This is a genomic window from Psychromonas sp. Urea-02u-13 (assembly GCF_002835995.1).
In the GTDB taxonomy this organism is placed as follows: Bacteria; Pseudomonadota; Gammaproteobacteria; order Enterobacterales; family Psychromonadaceae; genus Psychromonas.
On the sequence record NZ_PJBZ01000066.1, the window covers coordinates 13,750 to 34,608 of the forward strand.

The following is a 20,859-nucleotide window of genomic DNA, read 5'->3' on the forward strand; positions in this document are numbered from 1 at the left end:
TTTTAAGAAATAAGGGAACAAAAAACACACCTAATTGAGACATCTTTACATGCATTTTAAAGCGAGGGTTCAGCGTTAAAAATTGAGCCGCATGGCAAAGAGAAATCTGACGTTGGTGCATTATTTATCCCTAAATCTTAATTGAGTAATTAGCTCGTTTTTGGAATCTTAGCAACAAGTCGTAATGACGTTGTTAACTCTTCCATTTGTAACCAAGGTTGTAAGTGTGCTATTGCACTATAAACACCTGGTTGGCCCGGCACTTCTTTTACTTCAACATTTGCTTCGCGAAGTGGGTATTGAGCTTTCATTTCAGCACTTGCATCAGAGCTGTTATTTACATAACCATTGATCCATTTGTTTAACCATTCTTCGGCTTCAGCTGCTTCTACAAAAGACCCGATTTTGTCACGGCCCATTACTTTTAAGAAGTGAGCAATACGTGCCGTTGCCATAATATAAGGTAAGCGAGCAGATATTTCGTAGTTCGCTGTTGTATCTGGATCATCAAACTTCTTAGGTTTTTGTGTTGTTTGTCCGCCAAAGAACACTGCATAATCAGTGTTTTTATAATGACATAATGGCAAGAAACCTAGTTTACTTAATTCTGATTCACGGCGATCGGTAATAGCTATCTCAGTAGGGCATTGTGCATCTAAGTCTCCGTCGTCACTAATGAAAGTATGACTTGGTAAACCTTCAACCTTACCCCCTCCCTCAGCACCACGAATACTTGTACACCAACCATATGTTGCAAACGATTTAGTTAGTGTCGTTCCCATTGCATAGGCAGCATTCATCCAACAGTAGTGATCATGATCACTTTGACGTTGCTTACCATCTTCACCAATTGTTCCTTCTTCAAAGTTAAACGCTTCAATTGGTTTTGTTGATTCACCGTACGGGAGGCGAGCTAAAACTCGTGGCATTGTTAATGTGACAAATCGTGAATCTTCAGTATCACGGAAACTACGCCATTTAGTGTATTCAGAAGAATCAAATATCTTTTCTAAATCACGTGGCTTAGAAAGCTCTTGAAAAGAATCAAAACCAAACATTTGTGGTGCTGTCGCAGAAATGAAAGGACAAAATCCAGCAGCTGCAATATTAGAAATATTCGCTAACATATCAACATCATTTGGATGAGAAGAGAATTCATAATCCCCTATTAACGCAGCGTAAGGTTCACCACCGGCTGTTCCAAATTCACTTTCATAAACTTTTTTGAACGTTTGGCTTTGGTCAAATTCAACCGCTTTTTCAAGATCTTTTTGAATCTCTTTTTTACTGACGTTTAATACTCGAATTTTTAACTGGGAGCTTGTTTCAGAATTCATCACAGTATGATGAAGACCACGCCAAGAACCTTCAAGTTTATTAAACTTCTGGTCTTGCATGATTGCAGATAACTGCTTAGATAATGCTGCATCAATTGCATCAATAGCAGAATTGATAGTAACTGTTAAGCTCTTATCCCAAGTAACCGTGCCATTCATTGCTTCTTGAGTTAATGTTTTTAGTAACTCTTCAGTCTCGTTACGAGGTGTTTGACGTGTTGCACCAATCGCTTGCTCTAAAAAGCTAGTTTCTAATACTTCACTCTCTTCAGCTTGTGTTACTGTGCTTTCTTGTACTGACATTATTTATCTCCTTCTGAATCGCTAGCTTTAACGCCTAACTCGCCAGAAATAGAAGCAAGTGCTTCAGTATTGTTTAGGATATTTTCTAGAATATCCTCTAGCTCTTCTGAGCGATCCGCTTTACTTAGTAAATCTCTTAATTTATCGCGAGTCTCAAGTAGCTTCTTCAAAGGCTCTACTTGGTCAACAATTTTATGCGGTTCAAAATCTTCAATATGATTGAAGTTAAGAGAAACACCCATTTCACTGCCATCATCAGATAATGTGTTTTTAACTTTTAAATTTAATTTTGGTGCTGTTTTAGCCATGATGTCGTTAAAGTTATCACGATCAATTTGTGAAAACTTACGATCTTTAAGTGCTTTTTTATCTTCAGTGTTATCACCAGAGTAATCGCCCATTACGCCCATAACAAAAGGAATATCCTTTTTCGCTACTGCGCCATTTGTTTCAACATCATAAGTGATATGAACGCGGGGTTTCCTTACTCGTTTTAATTTGTTATGAATACTGTCAGACATACTTTTTCTCCATGTATATAAATGTTCGTTTCTTTTAAACGATTAGACTGCTTTAAAAATTATCATTATTCGTCAACCTTAACACCGGTTAATGAACTGTATGTTTCTCTTGAAGATGAATCAGGAATTAATTCCTGCATTAACTGTTCAAGTGGCATATTGCCCCATTTTATAGCTTTACTTAAAATGTAAGAAATGGGTGAATGAGGTTCTGTTTTTAAAAAATATTCTGCAATGGTATTAAGCTGTTTAAAAGCATCATCGCGCGAATTTAGCGCTGCTTGAATGGTATTAACAGGTGCAACACTATTGATTTTTTCTGCATTTCCGTTGGTTAGTTGTTCCTCTTCAATAGGAGTAACTTCAACCATTACAGGTAGTTTGTTTTTAGCAATATGATTAAGTGCACTTTTCGCTTCTTCAACTAATTCAATTATCTTGCTCGTAGAAGGTGCATCATAACTACCACAAAAATCTGTTAATAGTGTGTTAACAGCTCGGTATTGTGTTAAACAAGTCTCGATATCATCAAATAGAGCAATGTAATATTCAGAGGATGATTGGTTAACTGCTTTCTCAATATCTTCCATTGAAAAGCCATTTTTATCTATTAAGCTATTTCTTTTACGATCGTCTTCAATACGACTTACATCTACAGCTTGGCTGTATTGCCATAAACTAAATGGTTCATAAGACATATCTTCAGTTATACCTGAATTACGGATAGGGCTTAAAAGCACCCCATCAGCGCCTTCGCCATTTAAACCGGCAATAGGGGCTACTCGTGTTTCAACGCCATCTTCATCTTCTATAGGGTAAAGGCCTTGCTCCCAAAAATTTTCCACAAGCTGACGAATTAGCGTGAAGCCATCTTTAAGCCCTTGAAAGCCTGATTTTCTTACTAACGCTTCTGTCAACCAACAAGCAATTTCTAAATCTTTAGATTGAGTTGCAATGACTTTAGGGGCTAATTGAAATATTTTTTGCCAGTGCTCTAATGCTTCGCTGTTATCTCCATCGAACATATTATTGCGTTCTGCATCACGTGCTGCGCGACGAGCATCTTTTATTTGTGAGTAATCAGAAGTGTATGAAGGGTCATCACGAAGATCGTTACCGACGCTAAGTTCGCCTTCGATAGGCGAGATTAAAGCTGAAATATCAATTAATGAGGGTGATGGCATTGAATGTATAAGCTCCTTTGTAATATTTAAAATCCTTAAGAGACGCAAGATTATTATGTAACGGAGTGTATTGCAATTATGATGCTAAAAAAAATCAAAATTATTCCTGATTGCTCAAATAAAGTGTAAATAATTGAATGATCATACAGCCTATTTTGTTTTTTTGATTGTACTAAATCAGGATTAATGAAAGTTAAAAGCATATGTTATGCTTTTTCTGTGATGATGACATTAGCTAGCTTGAGCGCATATAGGTTAGATTTAATGGTGAGGCCTGGGTATTAACTTTAGTTACATAGCAACAACTGAAAAGCTATATAATACAGGAGGCTTATGGGAGTTCACTGGTATCAAGTGTTTGGGGTAAATAGGATGATGATTTTAGATCGGAAGCATTTATTATTCCGAGATCTTTAATAAGGTGTTAATTAAAATGTACGGCCGATCATAATGGAGGGTTTTGATAGCTTTCACTATTAACTATCTGATAACATAGTTTTATTTTGATGTTTATAAGGTGTCTATATTTCCTGAATGACAGAGGTGGTTTTAAGACCGGTTAGAGATTCAATTAACGTCATTGTTATTCCGGTAACGACGAATAAATGATAATATCTTGAATAATTATAACGTAGAGTTCTCTACGTTATAAAGGCATTAGTAATAGGGATGTTTGATTTCTTACTTATCAATAGAAAGTAAGTCATTATTCATAAAATTTAAGTTTTATTAGAACATGATGTTCTGTTAATAAATATTATGAGGTTCCTTTTTTAAGGAATAATGTTATGTCCATCGAAATAACAATAATCTATTCTCCTGAAAGTGTTCAAATCACTCAACACACTTATACTTTCCCGGATGATGGTGGCACGCTAGGCCGTGCAAATAATAATTTTTGGGTTCTAGAAGATCCAAACAAATACATGTCATCGGTACACGCTAAAATTGAATGTCAGTCAGGTCAGTATTTTTTAACAGATACTAGCACCAATGGTACTTTTATTAATGGCGCTTCTGAGCCTGTTGGAAATGGTAACCAAGTGTTACTGAATGATGGTGATCATTTCACCATTAGTGATTATGAATTTGTTGCCAATTTAAACAAAGCATCAGCGTCTTCTTCTCCATTTTCTACGACAAGTGACAATGCTTCTTTTGCGAGTTTAACGAATAATAGTGATCCATTTGCGGATATCGCCAATGATACTAATGATGTATTCGGCAAAAGTAATATGTTTTCTGACAATATTGGAGAAGACCCTTTCTCTGATTTCCCTGCGATGATAAATAATAGTGACCCTTTTGCGCCTGCAGTAAAAAGTCTGAAGACAGATAACGGCATGCCTTCTGTACAAGCTGAAGCTCAGACCGATCCACTTGCATTACTTAATGAAGTAGGTGGGGCTCCCTTTGATTCTTTTGCGACTGCTAATAATATTTCTGATACTTTTAGTTCCAATAATTTTGCAAACAACGATTTTAGTGAGTCTATAGCCACTGAAAATAATGGTTTAATGAATGACGCAATAAATTGGCCAGTGGCAAGCCCTGAAAGCAGTCTCATTCCTGATGATTGGGACGACTGGGACAATGACTTAGGTTTTGACAATAATACGCCTATTGCAAAAAATACCTCGTATCAAGATACCCGCTCTAACTTTCCGTTAGAGCAAGAAAAGAATGCCTTTAAACCTCGCGACGGTGTACCTGTAGATAATCTCTTTCCACAACAAGTACTACCAGGAGATTATAACGATAATATTTCCCCTACAAGCGACCATTCGACACTCGACGATCTTTTTGGTAGTTCTTTAACAAGTAGTGATATTTCGCCTTTTGAGGCCCCGCAGGGTCTTCCGGAGAAAAAAAGCACAGATAACGTTGATGCTTTTTTTTCTGTAGATGAAAACTTATCAGCAGTGTCTTCTGTTAAGACAACTGAATCCTCACCTGAGGTTGCTATTGGCAATAAGCGCACTGAGGCTGAATACATAACGCTTGAACAACAAAATCAGCAGTTAGCGCATCAAGTTGCAGAATTAAAGTTACAGCTCGCTAATGCTTCAAAAATAACTGCATCACCCAGTGTGAATGTTGATAAAGCCAATATATTAAATATGGTAGTAGACGCAATGGGTTTATCAAAATGGAATTTATCGGATAGTAAGAAAATTGAAATAAATGAAACCGTTGGGTTGTTAATAAGAGAAACGATGCAAGGTATGATGCAGGTGTTAAAGTTTCGTAAAAAGATTAAAGAAGAGTTTCGTATTAATGTGACGACGATTCAATCTGTTGAAAATAATCCTCTTAAATTCTCTGCAAACATTGATGATGCGTTAGAAAATATGTTTATTAAAGAGAATAACGCATATAAAAAACCCGTTGATGCAGTAAGGGAAGGTTTCCAAGGTATTGCTGAACATCAAGTTGCTGTTGTCGCAGGAATGCAGGCTGCATTTAGAGGCATGATTGAACGTTTTGATCCTGAACATCTTGAAAGTCGATTTGAAAAATATAAAAGCACGGGTTTGTTGAGCTTAGGAAAAAAAACAAAACGATGGAATGCCTATAAAGAGTACCATCAAGGACTTGTTGATAATTTAGACGATTCGTTTCAACATTTATTTGGGTATGATTTTGTGCAAGCTTATGAAGAACAAATGAACAGTCTCATTAGCTCGCGTTTGACTGCTGATATTGACACTGAAAACACTAATTAATTGATAGGAAATACAATGAATAATTTTAACTTAAGCAAGTTTTTTTATGCTGTAATTGCAATGTTACTGCTTACTTCTTGCTCTGCAATGAACACTAAAGTCGGAGGTGTTCTTGATTTAGATACTGACTTTCAGTTGAGTTTTATTGTTGAAGATAATATTAATCCAGATGACAGTAAAGTCCCATCCCCTGTTATTGTCAGAATGTACGAGCTTAAATCTACGAAATTGTTTGAAAAAGCAAATTTCATTGATCTGTATGAGCGAGATGCAGAGGTGCTAGGCAAAAGTATGATTGCACAACAAGCACTCAAAGCAATTAAGCCTGGTGAAGAGCGCACTGAAAACTTTGTATTGAGTAAAGATACTCAATACATTGGTTTATATGTTGAATTTTTACAATTTGAAAATGCGAAATATAAAGTGACCATTCCCATTGCGCAAACAAATATAATAAGTAGTTCAGCTAAAGTGCAACTATTAGACAATACAATCAGTATCTTAAAGTAACCTTTGAAGCAGATATCTTATTAATATCTAATTTTAGTGTACTCACTTTTATAAAATGAATTAACAAAGCAACAGCAGGAATATATGTCATTAGATAGCAAAGTGGTTTGGTCAGAAGGGATGTTTTTAAATCCGCATCATTTTCAACAACAAGAGCGTTATTTAGAACGCTATATTCAAGGTAAATGTTCTGTTTTAGGGGCATATGCTTGGGGCCTTGATAAACTTGAGTTTGACAAGGAGCTGTTAAAATTAGGTAAAATATCTTTGAGTAGTGCATCTGGCGTTTTTCCTGATGGGACTCCTTTTAGTTTTCCTGAACATAATAATCGTCCTGATGTTTTCGAAGTACCAGAAAATACAACGAATCAAATTGTTTATTTAGCTATTCCTGTAAAAAGACCTGGAGCACTTGAAATACTTGATGCTGAAGAGACTCAAGGGCTCGCTCGTTATTATTCAACTAAGCAACTGGTGCGTGACGTGTCACTTGAGGGCAGCGAATCTTTGGATATCTCCGTTGGAAAACCACGTTTACGTTTGTTATTGGAGTCTGATGATCTTAGTGGTTATGCGATTGTCGGCTTATTACGTATTGTTGAAAAAAGAGAAGATAAAAACGTAATTTTAGACGAAAATTTTATTCCTACTTGTACTGATTGTGCTGTTGCACCTAAGTTATCGGGTTTTTTAACTGAGCTGGTCGGATTATTACACCACCGAGGACAATCAATAGCAGGACGTTTAGCTGATACTCAGCGAGGAGGCACTGCAGAAATTGCCGACTATATGATGTTGCAAATGATCAATCGCTTAGAGCCATTAGCCGGGCATCTTTCTAAATTACAAAGTTTACATCCATTAGACTTATACACTGAAATAGTACAAATGGTCGGTGAGTTTTCTACTTTTGTTACTGATACTAAAAGGCCTCCTACATTTTCTGGCTATTTACACCACAATTTACAACAAACATTTTCACCAGTGATTAGCTCACTAAGGAAATGTTTAACAATGGTTTATGAGCAAACAGCTGTTTCATTGCCATTGATTGAGAAAAAATTTGGCATTCGTGTTGCTCAAATAACAGATCGAACTCTATTAACTTCAAGTATTTTTGTATTAGCCGTTAGGGCCCAAATCCCCGAAAATACATTACGGAGTCAGTTTCCTGCAACGGTTAAAGTGGGTCCTGTTGAACGCATTCGTCAACTTGTCAATGCGGCAATGCCAGGCATTCCATTAAAAGTATTACCTGTTGCCCCTCGACAAATTCCTTACCACCAAGGTTATTGTTACTTTGAGTTAGAACGCAATAATGAATTTTGGAAAGAATTAAATAATTCAGGCGGTTTTGCTTTTCATATCGGTGCTGATTTCCCAGAATTAGAATTAGAATTCTGGTCAATTCGTCAATAACTATTAATTATTATCAAAGGAATGAACATGTCTGCACCTGACAATGCTGATAAAACAGTCTTTAGACAGCCTATAAATCGTGGTGATGGTGCAGTCGTACGCCCTATGCCGGGTGGGAGAATGGCTGGTGGTCAATCGCCTCCTCAAATAACGCCTAATTATCAACCGCAAGCGACTGAAATTCCTCGTGAAAATGTTCCTCGAGATCTTTCTGGGCTTAATGGTTTGAACCCTCTGGTAAATGCAGCTTCTACTTTACTCGCTGTATTCTCTAAGACTCGTGACGCACTTAATCATCCCAATGTTGGTGGTTTACATCAACAGCTTGATAGAGAAATTAAAAATTTCGAGATAAAAGCAAAATCTGAAGGAATCAAAGAAAACAATGTCGTCGTTGCGCGTTATTTACTTTGTACGATCTTAGATGAGGCTGTCTTAAATACGCCTTGGGGAGCAGAAAGTGCTTGGAATCAGCGAACGTTATTAAGTATTTTTCATAATGAAACCGCTGGTGGAGAGAAATTTTTTGCAATTTTAGATCGCTTACGTAGTAGTCCTTCTGAGAATATCGAAGTACTTGAACTTGCTTATATCTGCCTGAGTTTGGGTTATGAAGGAAAATATCGCGTTGTGTCTCGTGGACGTGAGCATTTGGAACAGCTGCGTGATGATATTTTTCATATTATTAGAAGTTATCGTGGAGAATATGAGCGGGCTTTATCACCTAGCTGGAAAGGCATTGGAAACTCCCATCGTACACTCGCAAATTATGTGCCGATGTGGGTAATCGCAAGCATCATAATCGGCATGATGGCGCTAACTTTTTCTGGGTTTAGATATTGGTTAGATCAATCATCTAATGAAGTCCGTCAGCAGTTTGTTGATGTGCAAAGCCAGCTTATGCCTGAGAAGAAAAACACTTCTGTGGTTAAATAATGTAAACATTATCAGAGTATTCCATGAAACATATCATTGCTTTTTTTACAAATAGAATTGTTATCTCTCTTATCGGATTGATTATATTATCATTGCTTGTTTGGTTTATTGGCCCAGGTATTAAATTTGGAGATCAAAATACCGCATTTCTTGCATCGGAAAGTTCGCGCTTAATTACTATATTAATTATGTCACTATTGTGGGGAATGAACTATTTGCGTGTTCAGCTTCAAGAAAAAAACAATAACAATAATTTAGTGAAAGATTTGCAGCAGGTAGATAATTCCAAAGATGGCATTATTTCCGATCAAACATCGGAAGAGATGTTACAAATGGGGGAACGTTTTACACAAGCGTTAAGTACGTTAAAGACATTAAATTTTAACGGTAAAGGAACAAAATCTGCTCTCTATGAACTACCTTGGTATATCATTATTGGCCCCCCTGGGTCAGGAAAAACAACCGCGTTAGTTAATTCAAGTTTAGATTTTCCGCTTGCCGATAAATTCGGGAAAGGTTCATTACAAGGCGTTGGTGGCACACGAAATTGTGATTGGTGGTTTACTAATAATGCCGTCTTGATTGATACTGCAGGGCGTTATACAACGCAGGATAGCCATAAAGTAATTGATAGCTCTGCATGGGAAGGTTTTTTAGCACTATTAAAAAAACATCGCCGTAGAAGACCAATTAATGGTGCAATAGTTGCCATCAGCTTGCAAGAATTACTGACACAGACAGAAGAAGAGCGCGCACAACACGCTAAAACAATACGTTTACGTATTGATGAATTAATGGAAAAACTTGAAGTTCGTTTTCCTGTTTATTTAATGTTTACCAAGTGTGATTTAGTTTCTGGTTTTACGGAGTTTTTTGAAGATTTAGGTAAGGAAGAAAGAGAGCAGATATTAGGCATGTCTCTGCCAGATTCGCCACAAGCATCCCAAGCGCCTGATTTCTCTGTAATAAGTGATGAATATAAGCTTATTGTTAAACGCTTATATGAAAGAGTTTTATCGCGAGTACATAATGAACGTGATGTTAAACGACGTAGTGCTATTCAGGGGTTTCCGCAGCAAATGGAGAGTCTACAGGGAACTATTGATAGCTTTTTACAACAAACATTTGCTCAGAATCGTTTTAAACTACAACCTTACTTACGTGGTGTGTATTTCACTAGTGGGACACAAGATGGCACGCCTATTGACCGCTTAATGGCTTCAGTATCATCTAATTTTGGTTTTACAAGTGCACATATGAATAGCCCGCTTCAGCAAGGAAAAAGCTATTTCTTAGGAAAAATGTTTAAAGATGTTATTTTTCCTGAAGCAGAGTTAGTGGGTACTAACCCCTTCTATGAAAAACTATTAAAATGGACTCAGCGCATTGCTTATACCGCGATGATTGGGGTATCCGTGACGTTAATTGCATTTTGGACTGGTGCTTTTGCACAGCATGAAACAAATATGCAGGAAGTACAAAACTACCTTGCCGAGTATGAAACACATGTTGAAAAATCTAATCGTTACAATAGCGATCTGCGTGATGAGCTTCCTGCGTTAAATGCATTAGCTAAAGCAAGTCTTGTTTTTGATCAAGAACAACAGCCCTGGATTAAAAGTTTAGGTATGTATGATGATAGCGTAAATGAAGCCGCTGATGAGGCTTACTTGAATCACTTACGTACGGTATTTTATCCGCAACTTATCACCTATATAGCATCACACTTAAAGACAAATAAGATTGATGAAAATCTTTACAATGCTTTTAGAACTTATGTGATGTTTAATAAACTTGATCATATGGACAAAATTTTAGTAAATGAATGGTTTATTGAAAAATGGGAAGAAGATTTTGCAAATGCAGGGCAAGAAAAACAAGAGTTACTTGCTCATTTATCTACTTTCTTAAACACCGAGCTAGAACCTGCAGAATTAAATAAACAAGTACTTGCATCAACGCGTCAACGCTTATTACGTATGCCAATCGAACAACGTATATACCAACGTATTAAATCAACGCCTGATTATGCTCGAAAAGTGAATGTACTGAATGAAATGGGGGGAGCTGTCAGAGATACTTTTATCGTAACACCTGCAATGCAACAAGCATTAATAATTCCGGCGTTATACACCAAAGTAAGTTATGACCAAATTGATTTTTCAGAAGACTCTGAAATGATTGTTAATATTGCAAAAGAAAAGTGGTTATTACACGATGAAGCTAAAAATGAAGTTAGTTTTGCTAAAAATGATCTGAAAAGTATTAGTAAAAAAGTAAAAAGACTTTACCTTTCTGATTACAATAAACAGTGGCAACAAATTTATAACGCCATGAATGTAAAAACAATTACTAATTTGATGCAAACAAATAATGTATTAACTAGTTTCTCAGATCCAATTTACTCGCCTATCGTTGCTATCTTGAATGTCACTGTCGCTAATACAGAGCTATCGAGTCAGCTTGCCGCTAACGTTGCAGATGACAATGGAACGGGTGTAACAGGGAAAGCAGCTAAATTTGCGGCTTCAAAAGTAAAATGGACAAGTGTTGATAAAAAGTATCGAGATATTAACACCTTGTTGAGAGAGTCGAAAAAACAGCCTCCGCCAATTAACACCGCACTGTTAAAAATTGCTCAAGTACAGGAGATGGTCAATTCGATAAACCTTGCTCCAGATCCAAATAAAAAAGCATTTGAGTTAGTAAGAGCACGCTACCAAAGTGGTGCAGATAATGCCATTACTGCTTTAAATTCGTACGCAAAAAACACCCCTAAACCGGTAAAGCGCTGGTTAACTAAATTAGCAGATGAAACGTGGCGTATTATTCTTCGTTCTGCTCATCAGCATATCAATAACGAATGGCGGACGATGGTGTATCAACCCTATTTAGAGAGCATTGCTGGGCGTTATCCAATTTCTAAAAATGCAGATAATGACATTGCATTATTTGATTTTGTAGAGTTTTTTAAACCTAATGGCCATGTCGATGCTTTTTATATGGGATACATCAAACCCTTTATTACCACGCGCGGCGGTTGGAAAAATAAAAGTGTTGATAAATATAGTTTAGGTTTATCGTCAAAAACGTTACGTCAGGTGAAACGTGCTTTGGAGATTAAAAGTGTCTTCTTTAGACAAAATACGGAAACTCCGAGTTTAACTTTTAATCTTAAACCAAACGTGATGCCAAAAAACAATGTCCGCTTTATGTTAGAAGTCGGTGATAACCGTTTAACGTATAGCCATGGTCCTAAATTTTGGAAAACATTAAAATGGGTCGCTGATGGAGAGCAGAATCGGGTGCGTATTGTCTTCGAGGATTTAGATGAACAACAACATAGCAAGACCTTCGATGGTCCATGGGCTTGGTTTAGGCTGTTATCAGAATCTAAGTTGACCAAAACATCAGAGTCGAGTACCTATATCGTCACTTATGCTTTGTCAAACGGTAGCGAAAATGAACATAAAATTTCTTACAAAATAAAAGCAAAAAGCATTAGAAATCCTTTTGAAAAGAAACTACTAAGTACCTTTAGATGTCCAGAGGGAATCTAATGAATAATGAACAAACATTAGGGGTATACGGGAAATTGCCAAGTCATGGTGATTTTGTGCATCGTAATCTTCCCACTAAATTTATTAGCACCTGGGATGAATGGTTACAACAATTTGTAAGTGGGTCTCAAGAAAAAATGGGGGAGCACTGGTTAGATGTTTATTTAACAAGTCCCATTTGGCGATTCGTTTTATCTGACGGCATTATTGATGAAAATCATTGGGCAGGCATTGTCTTACCCAGTGTTGATCAAGTGGGGCGGTATTACCCCTTTTCAATGGTTATTCCATTATCGTCGACGATCAATCCATTTGAATTTCTTTCGGCTAATAGTTACTGGTTCGAGCAAATAGAAGAGCTCGCATTACGTGCTTTAGATGGTCAAATTAGTTTAGATGAATTAGTTGTTATGACTGAACATCGAAAATCGATGTTGCCAATGGCGTATCGCAAAACAGGACAAAGGATAAGCGGTAATAGCAGTCAGCAAATTAATTTACAGTTTGCAGAAGAGTTACCAAGCAATGCTTACGCGCATTTATTAGATAGTTTATTAACCAGTAATATGGGCGCATATAGCCTTTGGTCAACCAGTGGTTCAGAGAATATAGCCCCATGTTTAGTTAATACGAGAGGGCTTCCTAGTAGTAGTCAAATACCGGCAATGATGGATGGGAATTGGGCACATTGGGGTTGGACACAACCCTATACGGCTAATGATTAAATGGAATTATTTTAATGAATGATATAACGATAAGACGTCCACTAACTTGGGTTAGCGAAGGTGCGACGGATGTTGGTACTGTTAGACCCCTCAACGAAGATTCATTTATAATGCAACCGGAAATTGGCCTTTGGACCGTTGCTGATGGAATGGGCGGGCATGATGGCGGAAGTGTCGCTAGTCAAATGATTGTGCATAATTTGCAAGGTTTAACGAAAAAAAATAACCTGGATGACTTCGTAAGCGAGATAGAAAATACGATTATCGAGGTTAATCAGAGCCTGTTAGCCTATTCAAAAGAAAAACTGAATGGCCGTACTATAGGCAGTACTTTTATCTCCTTATTAATTAAGGGGAACGTGGGGGTTTGTTTATGGGCTGGTGACTCTCGTTTATATCGTTATCGTCATAATAAACTAACACCACTCACTGAAGATCATAGCCATGTAGCTGAATTAATTAAGAAAGGAATGATAACAGCTGAAGAAGCTGAAACGCATCCTGAGCGTAATATTATTACACGAGCTGTTGGAACATCGGAAAGAATAGACGTAGATATTGATGTTTTTGAGCTTAATGTGGGAGACCAATTTTTACTTTGTAGTGATGGCTTATATAACTCAGTCAGCGAGCTTGACATGGTTTCATGCCTAAATGAAAATAGCTTATTAACCTCAGTTAACAAATTAATAGAGTCTGCTTTAGGTAATAAAGCATCGGATAATGTATCGGTTATTTTAGTAAAAGGGATGTATCAGAGTGCAGATTAAGAGTAATGGAGTACTTGAGTAATCATGGAAAATAACGATCAAAATAATAAGGTGCCTACAACACCCCTTATCCCTAACTCTGATGATTTAGCTACTTCTCAAGACACAAAAACTGTTTTTCGTAAGTTGATACAAGAGGCAGATCTCGCATCTAGCGCAATAGATAAAACGGTTTTTGCTAAAAAAACTGATCTTCCGAAAATAACCCTTTCAGAAGAATTGGCCTCGCAGTCCATAGTGCCAACTATTGATGATGCGACTCGTTTTAGACCCGTAAGTACTGGTATTGAAAGCGAGGCATCATTATTTACATCAAAAAATATTGTTGAAAATAATGATGCGACTCAGTTTAGAGCAAAACCTTTACCTGAAAATAATGATGCAACGCAGTTTAGGCCAACATTAGAAAATGATACAAACCCAGTCGATTTACTGCTCAATGTAGATAATGATAAACATCAAATAGCTGATGTTAAGTCAAAGGCCCCATCTAATAAAAAAATGTTGAAAGGACGCTTTGTTTTAGAAGATGTTTTAGGTGTTGGTGGTATGGGGATTGTGTATAAAGCGAAAGATCTCCTACGTGTGGAAGCGCAAGATAGGGACCCTTATGTTGCTATTAAAGTATTAAGTGATGAGTTCAAAACACATCCTGAAGCTTTTATATCACTACAGCGTGAATCCAAAAAAGCACAACACATTGCCAACCAAAACACCGTAAAAGTTTATGACTTTGACCGTGATGGTGACGTTGTTTTTATGACCATGGAATACATGATAGGGCAACCATTAGATGAGATGGTAAAGCAATATCATGCCACTGGTTTACCACGTAACGAAGCTTGGAATTTGTTACATGGCATGTGTGCAGCGCTTGTTCATGCACACAGTGAAAATATTGTTCATTCTGATTTAAAGCCAGGCAATGTATTTGTTACCGATCAAGGTGTCGCCAAAATATTTGATTTTGGTATTGCGCGTGCTGTTGCAACGATTGACCGCAGTCAAGGGGAAAAAGATAAAACAGTATTTGATGCGGGTAACCTAGGGGCATTAACGCCTGCTTACGCAAGCCGAGAAATGTTATTAGGTCAAGTCCCTGATGTACGTGATGACATCTACGCGTTAGGCTGCATTGCCTATGAAATGCTGACAGGTGATCACCCTTTTACGCGCTTGCCTGCAGATGAAGCTTATAATAAAAACCTTAAGCCTAAACGTATTCAAGGAATTAAAAAACGTCATTGGAAAGCTATCGAAGCCGCGCTTGCTTTTAAACGTGAAGATCGTATTGCTTCAGTTGAAGTGTTTTTCAAACAAATTACCGAAAAGAAAAAGGCCAACATGGCAGCATGGCTTTTATTTGCATCAGCATTAGGAGCAACGGGATACGCTTACACTGAAATAACAAAAATTGAAGCGCCACAAATATCTCAAGAAGAGTTAATGAACCAATTAGAATTCAAGGTTCGTTATCAATTTTTGCAAGAAAAAATTGATGAATTGTTAGCCGAGGCTAACTTTTCTGAACGTTGGCAGTCTTCTCTTTGGGATGAAATGCAAGCGGTTAAGGATTTATTTCCCGAGAAGCCCACTCCTTGGTACTTTGAAAAGAAAGCGCTAATTTATCAGCTATATATTGAAAAAATCATTATTGCAGTGAAAGTTAATAAAGTAAGTACAGCGAATATACTGATTAATAATGCTGCGCGTTATACTGATGACTTATCTTTATTAGACGAACAGAAATTTTTGATTGAGCAATTACTCTCAGAGCAACTAAATGAAAAACAAGCAAAAAACACAAAGCTTGATGCTGCTAATAAATTGCAGGCCGAAGAAAAAAAGCGAAAAGAAGCTAAAGCGAGGAAAGCAAGGCAAGCTAAAATAAACGCTAGAAAAGCAGTTTCAGTGCAGAACAAAGAAAATCTCGAAACATACAATGTTGCAATGCGTAATGTAGAACAACAATTGACTTGCACACAACGATTGAACATGCGTGACTTTAAAATTGCAATTGAAAAACTTCGCTCGGTCAATATGCCTCGTTACCAAAAGGCTGAAACAAGTATTACGGGTAAATTAGTCACTTGTATTTCAACTATTGGTAAAACTCACCCTGAGTCAGCAAGAGATGCCAAACGTTATGCACAGTTATTGTTTACTAATAACGCAGCGATAGCAGGCATTATTATTAAAGATATTGATGGTTGCCAACTATCAATAGCAGGACTCGGCGCCAAAGGCAGCCGTGCGACCTGTAAAGACACTTTAAAGGTCGGTGGAAGTGCACCTACCATGGTTGTCGTACCAGCAGGGAAAAAAATAAAAGCATTTGCAATCGGAAAGTATGAAGTGACGGTAGGAGACTTCAATCTGTATTGTAGAAAAAGCAAAGCCTGTAAATCAACGACTAATGTTAATAAGCGCTTACCCCAAACGAATATAACTATTTCTCAGGTTAATAAATATATTAAATGGCTTAATAAAGAGAGTGGAAAAAAATATCGCTTACCGACTCAGGCTGAATGGGCATATGCGGCTTTTGCAATAAATAATAAACTTGATTCAAACAGAAATTGCCAAATTAGTTCTCGTGGTATTGAAAAAGGAAAGGAATTAATCAAAACAACAACGGGTAAACAAAATAGTTGGGGGTTAGTTAATCATGCTGGTAATGCACAAGAATTAGTTTACGCGTCAGGGCGAAAACTTGTTGCGATAGGTGGTTTTTACAAAACATCAATGGATGTGTGTAATAGCGAAAAAATTGAAGCGCATAACGGAAGTGCTGATCAATATACGGGTTTCCGCTTGGCAAGAAATATCATAGGTAGATAACAATGAATATCACAGAATGCTCTTTAAAACTGCGTGAACTCACTGAACATCATGCAAATTATCAGCTTAATTTTGAGGACTATCGTATACAAAGAAAAGTGTTATTAGATAGCTTAGATCAACAATATAACGGGGTTGTCGCAGAGCAGATTGATACTCTACTTGAGCCTATTATAGAAAATGAAACACAGCAGGACAAAACTCAACCTTATTTAGCATCAAAAATAGGGCGATGTATTAGTTTTTTAAAAAGAAACAACGAAAATTAATTCAATATTTATTTTATTTTTAAAACATAACAAAAGGTATTTTTATGGAAATCGTTAAATTATTTCAAGCGGGCGGTACATTTATGTATCCGATTTTATTTGTACTAGCTATTGGGCTTGCGATTTCAATCGAACGTTTCATTTACTTAAGTAAAGTACAACGTGCAACAAATAGTGTTTGGTCTGAACTAGTACCTATGCTCAAAGCACTTGATTTTCAGCGGGCTATAAAGCTCACTTCTGAAGTGAAAACCCCGATTGCGAATGTACTAAATTATGGTTTTTCTCGCCATAGCGATGAAAAAAGTCGAGAAGTCATTGAAGCTGCTATGGAAGAGGGCATCATGGATGAGCTACCAAAATTAACACAACGTACGCACTACTTAGCAACATTTGCCAATATCGCTACATTACTTGGTTTATTAGGGACTATCATCGGTCTTATTCAAGCCTTTACTGCAGTCGCACAAGCTGATCCTGCTGAAAAAGCGGATCTATTATCAGCGAGTATCTCTGTGGCAATGAACACGACCGCATTTGGTCTTATCGCGGCAATACCGCTGTTATTAACGCATTCATACCTCATTACTAAAACCGCACATTTAGTTGACAGCATCGAAAAGTCATCACTCAAAGCCCTTAACTTAATGGTAAGAGATTAACTCATGAAAAGAAGAGGGATGAAAGGCATAGAGCAGGCAGAAGAGCTTAACATTACCGCTTTTTTGAACTTAATGGTGATCTTAGTACCATTCTTATTAATCACAGCCGTGTTCTCGCGCCTAACCGTACTAGAGCTAAATTTACCGGCACTAGATGCTCAAAATGATGCATCTGAGCCAATTAAATTGCAGCTTGAGTTAGTGATTAGGGACAAAAGTTTTGATATCCAAGATGCCAATCTTGGTCTTATCAAGCGTATAGAGCGCTCTGGTAGTGAGAACCAATGGAAACAATTTACCGATGCAATGGTCGCGATAAAAGTGCGTTTTCCTGATGAAATGGGGATAACACTGTTACTTGAGCCTGCGATTGAATATAAAACCATGATCAAAGTGATGGACAAAGTACGTATTGCAAAAGTGGTTTCCGGTTTTGATCTTGAAACCGTGGTGTTATTTCCCAATATATCTATTGGTGATGCAAAAGTATTAACCGACGTTGTTACTGAAAATAGTAATGAAATAGCGAAAGAGAAATAACCATGAAAAATAGCAAACTTTCAGGACGTTCAAAACGCAAGTCAAGCTTTAACAAGCTTCATAGTCATGCGGGCTTAAACCTCGTCTCACTAATGGATATTTTTACTATTTTGGTTTTTTTCTTATTGGTTAGCTCTGGTTCGCAACAGTTACCAAACAGTAAAGACATTACCTTACCCGCATCGGTAGCCGATAAGGTGCCTGAAGAGACGCTTGTTATTAGCATTACCGAAACAGAGGTATTAGTGCAAGGTAAAAAAGTAGCTGAGGTTGCTACGCTGATGAATTCAGAACAAAGCATAATAGACGCATTAAAAACAGAGCTTAACTTTCGTGCTGATAGCCGTGTTTATGCCGATAAAGATGATAATAGTGGCCTTGCCGTTACTATCATGGGAGATGAAAATATTCCCTATGAACTATTAAGGAAGATATTAGCAACTTGTCGCGCAGCTAATTACACCAAAATAGCATTTGCAGCAGTGCAAACTGCTCAGGAGAAAGGTTAATAATAATGATAAATGCTACTTATCAACAGTTAGCGCTGGATTGGCACCCAAAAAGTAAGACAGACCGTTCATTCATTCTGTTACTTGCCTTCATTTTAGTATTGACCATGGGGTTTGCTATGTTAATGGCAAGCATTGAGGTACCTGCTGAAACTAAACGACAAAAAATCGTGATCCCTGAGCGTGTGGCTAAATTTATTTTAGATAAGCCCAAACCTAAACCAAAGCCGATTATTAAACAAAAGCCTAAACCAAAACCGATTAAAAAAGAGATCCCTAAGCCTAAAAAAGAGGTGGTTAAACCTAAAGAGAAAATTAAGGTTAAAAAACAACCTCCTAAGAAAGAGCGCGTATTAACAGCAAAGCAGGTCAAAGCACGTGATACAGCAAGTAAAAGTGGTCTATTAGCATTAAGCAGTGAACTTGCTGATTTAATGGATACCTCTGATATCGATGGCATGGTGGGCACTAAACTTGCGAAAGGCAACGGGGGAACGGATGCGCTGTTACTTGCATCAAATAACAACTCTGATGTGTTAAGTGTCGGAACAACTAAAGGTAGCGGGGGCGTTAGCGGGCGTAATGTTGGCTCGGGTGGCACATCTTCTACTGTACAGCTGAACAAAAGCGCAGTCGCTAATGCACAGCAAGCACTGCTCGCATCACGTGCAGATGAAAAAATTGTTAACAGTGTTCATAAAGCGGATAAATCAAGCAAGAAAAAGGCTAAGCGAACAGGTAATTATCGTCCAGAAGAAGATATTGCCTACGTAATGGATAAAAACAAAAGTAAGTTACATGCTTTATATCGTAAAGCGCGTCGCACAAACCCAAGTATCAAGGGGAAAATTGTATTGGAAATCACCATTTCACCTGCAGGTAAAGTGTTGAAAGTACATATTGCATCCAGTGAGCTTGACGACGATAAGCTTGAAAGACGCATTGTTTCACGTGTTAAGAAATTTAATTTTGGTGTGGATAATGTAAAAGCAGTAACGGTGACTTATCCGATAGAATTTTTACCCTCTTAATTATTTTATAACCATGGCTAATTTAAAAGGAGCATATCACTATGCTCCTTTTTTATTTCAATCATAGTAATGATTTTATAGGGCGGTCGTGCAGTTACATCATCGTAGATATATTCCCCTTCACTAAAGCTCCATATCATAAAGGCTTGAATAGTATATTTTGGTTTTTTTTTGCTGTTACTTTTTTAGAGTATATGTTTTTTATAAAAGCCGTAGTAACTTATCAAAAATTAACATACAATTTGCTTTCAAAGGTGCTGTTTCATTATTATTTAAGCGCTGTATAAATGAAAAAATAATGATGTTAATCAAAATCAATGATGTTAATAAAAATTAATGATACTAATCAAAATATGAAATAAAGGATAGAGTGATGTCTATAAGAGCCTTAGCTGAAGAACATGGTGGAAAAAGAACCAATAAATTTAATCAAAGCAAAGGCTTAAGCCAGAATTGGCGCCACCTTATCCCTGAGTCACAAGGCGGTGTTTGCGGTGGTCTATCATTGATGTGGTTATCTTCTCGTAAATCAGGGTTAACTCAAAACGTATTTGAAAAACGCTATGCAGAGCCATTGTTTAAGTATGCTGAACGTGCCTCACAGCTGGGAGCTAATAACTGTTTAGGCGGCCATCAAGGCATTGACAATGTAGCCAATACATTGGGGCTTAATAAAGGCAGTGCGAAAGTGACAGTGAGCAACACTGGAATGCCTAAATGGATTGTTAAAGGCCCTTCAAAATACGTATTTATTGCTGTAAACGGTCATGCTGTCGCAGCAGAAATATCAGGAAAAGTAGTCAACTTTTTTGACCCTAATTATGGTCAGTTTAAGTTTCCTGACACACTAAAATTTGTTTTATTTATGCAAGATTATTTAACTATTACTAATCAAACAGCCGCATTTTTAAAATTTTACCGATAGCATCTATTATATTAAAAAATAGTTCGAGTCCGAACTCGATTGCTTGAGTGTTAAACGTCAATAAGTGCCATTTAAAATGTCAAAATAACAA

Annotated in this window: 17 protein-coding genes; 14 read left to right on the forward strand and 3 right to left on the reverse strand. The window is 37.2% G+C overall.

Annotated features, from left to right (window positions below):
• Positions 1 to 149: 149 nt before the first annotated feature.
• The 3 genes from tssC to tssA form a co-directional block, all read right to left on the reverse strand.
• On the reverse strand, positions 150 to 1,640 hold the full coding sequence (gene tssC, locus CXF74_RS11765; RefSeq protein WP_101082640.1) for a type VI secretion system contractile sheath large subunit: 1,491 nt from the start codon (positions 1,638 to 1,640) through the stop codon (positions 150 to 152).
• Positions 1,640 to 2,161: a type VI secretion system contractile sheath small subunit gene (gene tssB / locus CXF74_RS11770; protein ID WP_101082641.1), complete on the reverse strand. Its 522-nt coding sequence runs from the start codon at positions 2,159 to 2,161 to the stop codon at positions 1,640 to 1,642. The genes tssC and tssB overlap by 1 nt, the downstream gene beginning before the upstream one ends.
• Positions 2,162 to 2,226: 65 nt before the next feature.
• Positions 2,227 to 3,345, reverse strand: a complete 1,119-nt coding sequence (gene tssA / locus CXF74_RS11775) for a type VI secretion system protein TssA (protein ID WP_101082642.1) — start codon at positions 3,343 to 3,345, stop codon at positions 2,227 to 2,229.
• 788 nt (positions 3,346 to 4,133) lie between these two features.
• On the opposite strand from tssA, the gene tagH reads away from it, so the two are divergent.
• From tagH to CXF74_RS11850, 14 genes are all read left to right on the forward strand, one after another.
• Entirely contained in the window at positions 4,134 to 6,071 is a 1,938-nt protein-coding gene (gene tagH / locus CXF74_RS11780) for a type VI secretion system-associated FHA domain protein TagH (RefSeq protein ID WP_101082643.1), read from the forward strand.
• 15 nt (positions 6,072 to 6,086) lie between these two features.
• Positions 6,087 to 6,581: a type VI secretion system lipoprotein TssJ gene (tssJ, locus tag CXF74_RS11785; protein ID WP_101082644.1), complete on the forward strand. Its 495-nt coding sequence runs from the start codon at positions 6,087 to 6,089 to the stop codon at positions 6,579 to 6,581.
• Positions 6,582 to 6,665: 84 nt separating this feature from the next.
• On the forward strand, positions 6,666 to 8,000 hold the full coding sequence (tssK, locus tag CXF74_RS11790; RefSeq protein ID WP_101082645.1) for a type VI secretion system baseplate subunit TssK: 1,335 nt from the start codon (positions 6,666 to 6,668) through the stop codon (positions 7,998 to 8,000).
• Between the two features lie 27 nt (positions 8,001 to 8,027).
• Positions 8,028 to 8,936, forward strand: a complete 909-nt coding sequence (gene icmH / locus CXF74_RS11795) for a type IVB secretion system protein IcmH/DotU (protein ID WP_198552842.1) — start codon at positions 8,028 to 8,030, stop codon at positions 8,934 to 8,936.
• Between the two features lie 23 nt (positions 8,937 to 8,959).
• Positions 8,960 to 12,496: a type VI secretion system membrane subunit TssM gene (tssM, locus tag CXF74_RS11800; RefSeq protein ID WP_101082646.1), complete on the forward strand. Its 3,537-nt coding sequence runs from the start codon at positions 8,960 to 8,962 to the stop codon at positions 12,494 to 12,496.
• On the forward strand, positions 12,496 to 13,221 hold the full coding sequence (gene tagF / locus CXF74_RS11805) for a type VI secretion system-associated protein TagF (protein ID WP_157822394.1): 726 nt from the start codon (positions 12,496 to 12,498) through the stop codon (positions 13,219 to 13,221). Before tssM ends, tagF begins: the two co-directional genes overlap by 1 nt.
• Positions 13,222 to 13,235: 14 nt before the next feature.
• Entirely contained in the window at positions 13,236 to 13,991 is a 756-nt protein-coding gene (locus CXF74_RS11810; protein WP_198552843.1) for a PP2C family protein-serine/threonine phosphatase, read from the forward strand.
• A gap of 24 nt (positions 13,992 to 14,015) precedes the next feature.
• The gene (locus tag CXF74_RS11815) at positions 14,016 to 16,832 is read left to right on the forward strand and encodes a bifunctional serine/threonine-protein kinase/formylglycine-generating enzyme family protein (protein ID WP_101082649.1); all 2,817 of its coding nucleotides are present in this window, start codon (positions 14,016 to 14,018) and stop codon (positions 16,830 to 16,832) included.
• A 2-nt stretch (positions 16,833 to 16,834) separates the two neighbouring features.
• On the forward strand, positions 16,835 to 17,101 hold the full coding sequence (locus tag CXF74_RS11820) for a hypothetical protein (protein ID WP_101082650.1): 267 nt from the start codon (positions 16,835 to 16,837) through the stop codon (positions 17,099 to 17,101).
• Positions 17,102 to 17,145: 44 nt separating this feature from the next.
• Positions 17,146 to 17,763: a MotA/TolQ/ExbB proton channel family protein gene (locus tag CXF74_RS11825; RefSeq protein WP_101082651.1), complete on the forward strand. Its 618-nt coding sequence runs from the start codon at positions 17,146 to 17,148 to the stop codon at positions 17,761 to 17,763.
• Between the two features lie 3 nt (positions 17,764 to 17,766).
• Positions 17,767 to 18,303, forward strand: a complete 537-nt coding sequence (locus CXF74_RS11830) for an ExbD/TolR family protein (RefSeq protein ID WP_101082652.1) — start codon at positions 17,767 to 17,769, stop codon at positions 18,301 to 18,303.
• Positions 18,304 to 18,305: 2 nt separating this feature from the next.
• Positions 18,306 to 18,812: an ExbD/TolR family protein gene (locus CXF74_RS11835; RefSeq protein ID WP_101082653.1), complete on the forward strand. Its 507-nt coding sequence runs from the start codon at positions 18,306 to 18,308 to the stop codon at positions 18,810 to 18,812.
• Positions 18,813 to 18,817: 5 nt separating this feature from the next.
• Positions 18,818 to 19,843 carry an AgmX/PglI C-terminal domain-containing protein gene (locus tag CXF74_RS11840; protein ID WP_101082654.1) on the forward strand — a complete coding sequence of 342 codons (1,026 nt, stop codon included), beginning with the start codon at positions 18,818 to 18,820 and terminating at the stop codon, positions 19,841 to 19,843.
• A gap of 373 nt (positions 19,844 to 20,216) precedes the next feature.
• Entirely contained in the window at positions 20,217 to 20,768 is a 552-nt protein-coding gene (locus CXF74_RS11850; protein WP_101082656.1) for a YopT-type cysteine protease domain-containing protein, read from the forward strand.
• Positions 20,769 to 20,859 lie beyond the last annotated feature (91 nt).

Coding starts and splice junctions, on each gene's coding strand:
- tssJ (WP_101082644.1), top strand. CDS start 6,087: ATGAATAATTTTAACTTAAGCAAGTTTTTTTATGCTGTAATTGCAATG.
- tssK (WP_101082645.1), top strand. CDS start 6,666: ATGTCATTAGATAGCAAAGTGGTTTGGTCAGAAGGGATGTTTTTAAAT.
- tssB (WP_101082641.1), bottom strand. CDS start 2,161: ATGTCTGACAGTATTCATAACAAATTAAAACGAGTAAGGAAACCCCGC.
- CXF74_RS11820 (WP_101082650.1), top strand. CDS start 16,835: ATGAATATCACAGAATGCTCTTTAAAACTGCGTGAACTCACTGAACAT.
- CXF74_RS11835 (WP_101082653.1), top strand. CDS start 18,306: ATGAAAAATAGCAAACTTTCAGGACGTTCAAAACGCAAGTCAAGCTTT.
- CXF74_RS11815 (WP_101082649.1), top strand. CDS start 14,016: ATGGAAAATAACGATCAAAATAATAAGGTGCCTACAACACCCCTTATC.
- CXF74_RS11825 (WP_101082651.1), top strand. CDS start 17,146: ATGGAAATCGTTAAATTATTTCAAGCGGGCGGTACATTTATGTATCCG.
- CXF74_RS11840 (WP_101082654.1), top strand. CDS start 18,818: ATGATAAATGCTACTTATCAACAGTTAGCGCTGGATTGGCACCCAAAA.
- CXF74_RS11830 (WP_101082652.1), top strand. CDS start 17,767: ATGAAAAGAAGAGGGATGAAAGGCATAGAGCAGGCAGAAGAGCTTAAC.
- CXF74_RS11810 (WP_198552843.1), top strand. CDS start 13,236: ATGAATGATATAACGATAAGACGTCCACTAACTTGGGTTAGCGAAGGT.
- icmH (WP_198552842.1), top strand. CDS start 8,028: ATGTCTGCACCTGACAATGCTGATAAAACAGTCTTTAGACAGCCTATA.
- tagF (WP_157822394.1), top strand. CDS start 12,496: ATGAATAATGAACAAACATTAGGGGTATACGGGAAATTGCCAAGTCAT.
- tssM (WP_101082646.1), top strand. CDS start 8,960: ATGAAACATATCATTGCTTTTTTTACAAATAGAATTGTTATCTCTCTT.
- tagH (WP_101082643.1), top strand. CDS start 4,134: ATGTCCATCGAAATAACAATAATCTATTCTCCTGAAAGTGTTCAAATC.
- CXF74_RS11850 (WP_101082656.1), top strand. CDS start 20,217: ATGTCTATAAGAGCCTTAGCTGAAGAACATGGTGGAAAAAGAACCAAT.
- tssA (WP_101082642.1), bottom strand. CDS start 3,345: ATGCCATCACCCTCATTAATTGATATTTCAGCTTTAATCTCGCCTATC.
- tssC (WP_101082640.1), bottom strand. CDS start 1,640: ATGTCAGTACAAGAAAGCACAGTAACACAAGCTGAAGAGAGTGAAGTA.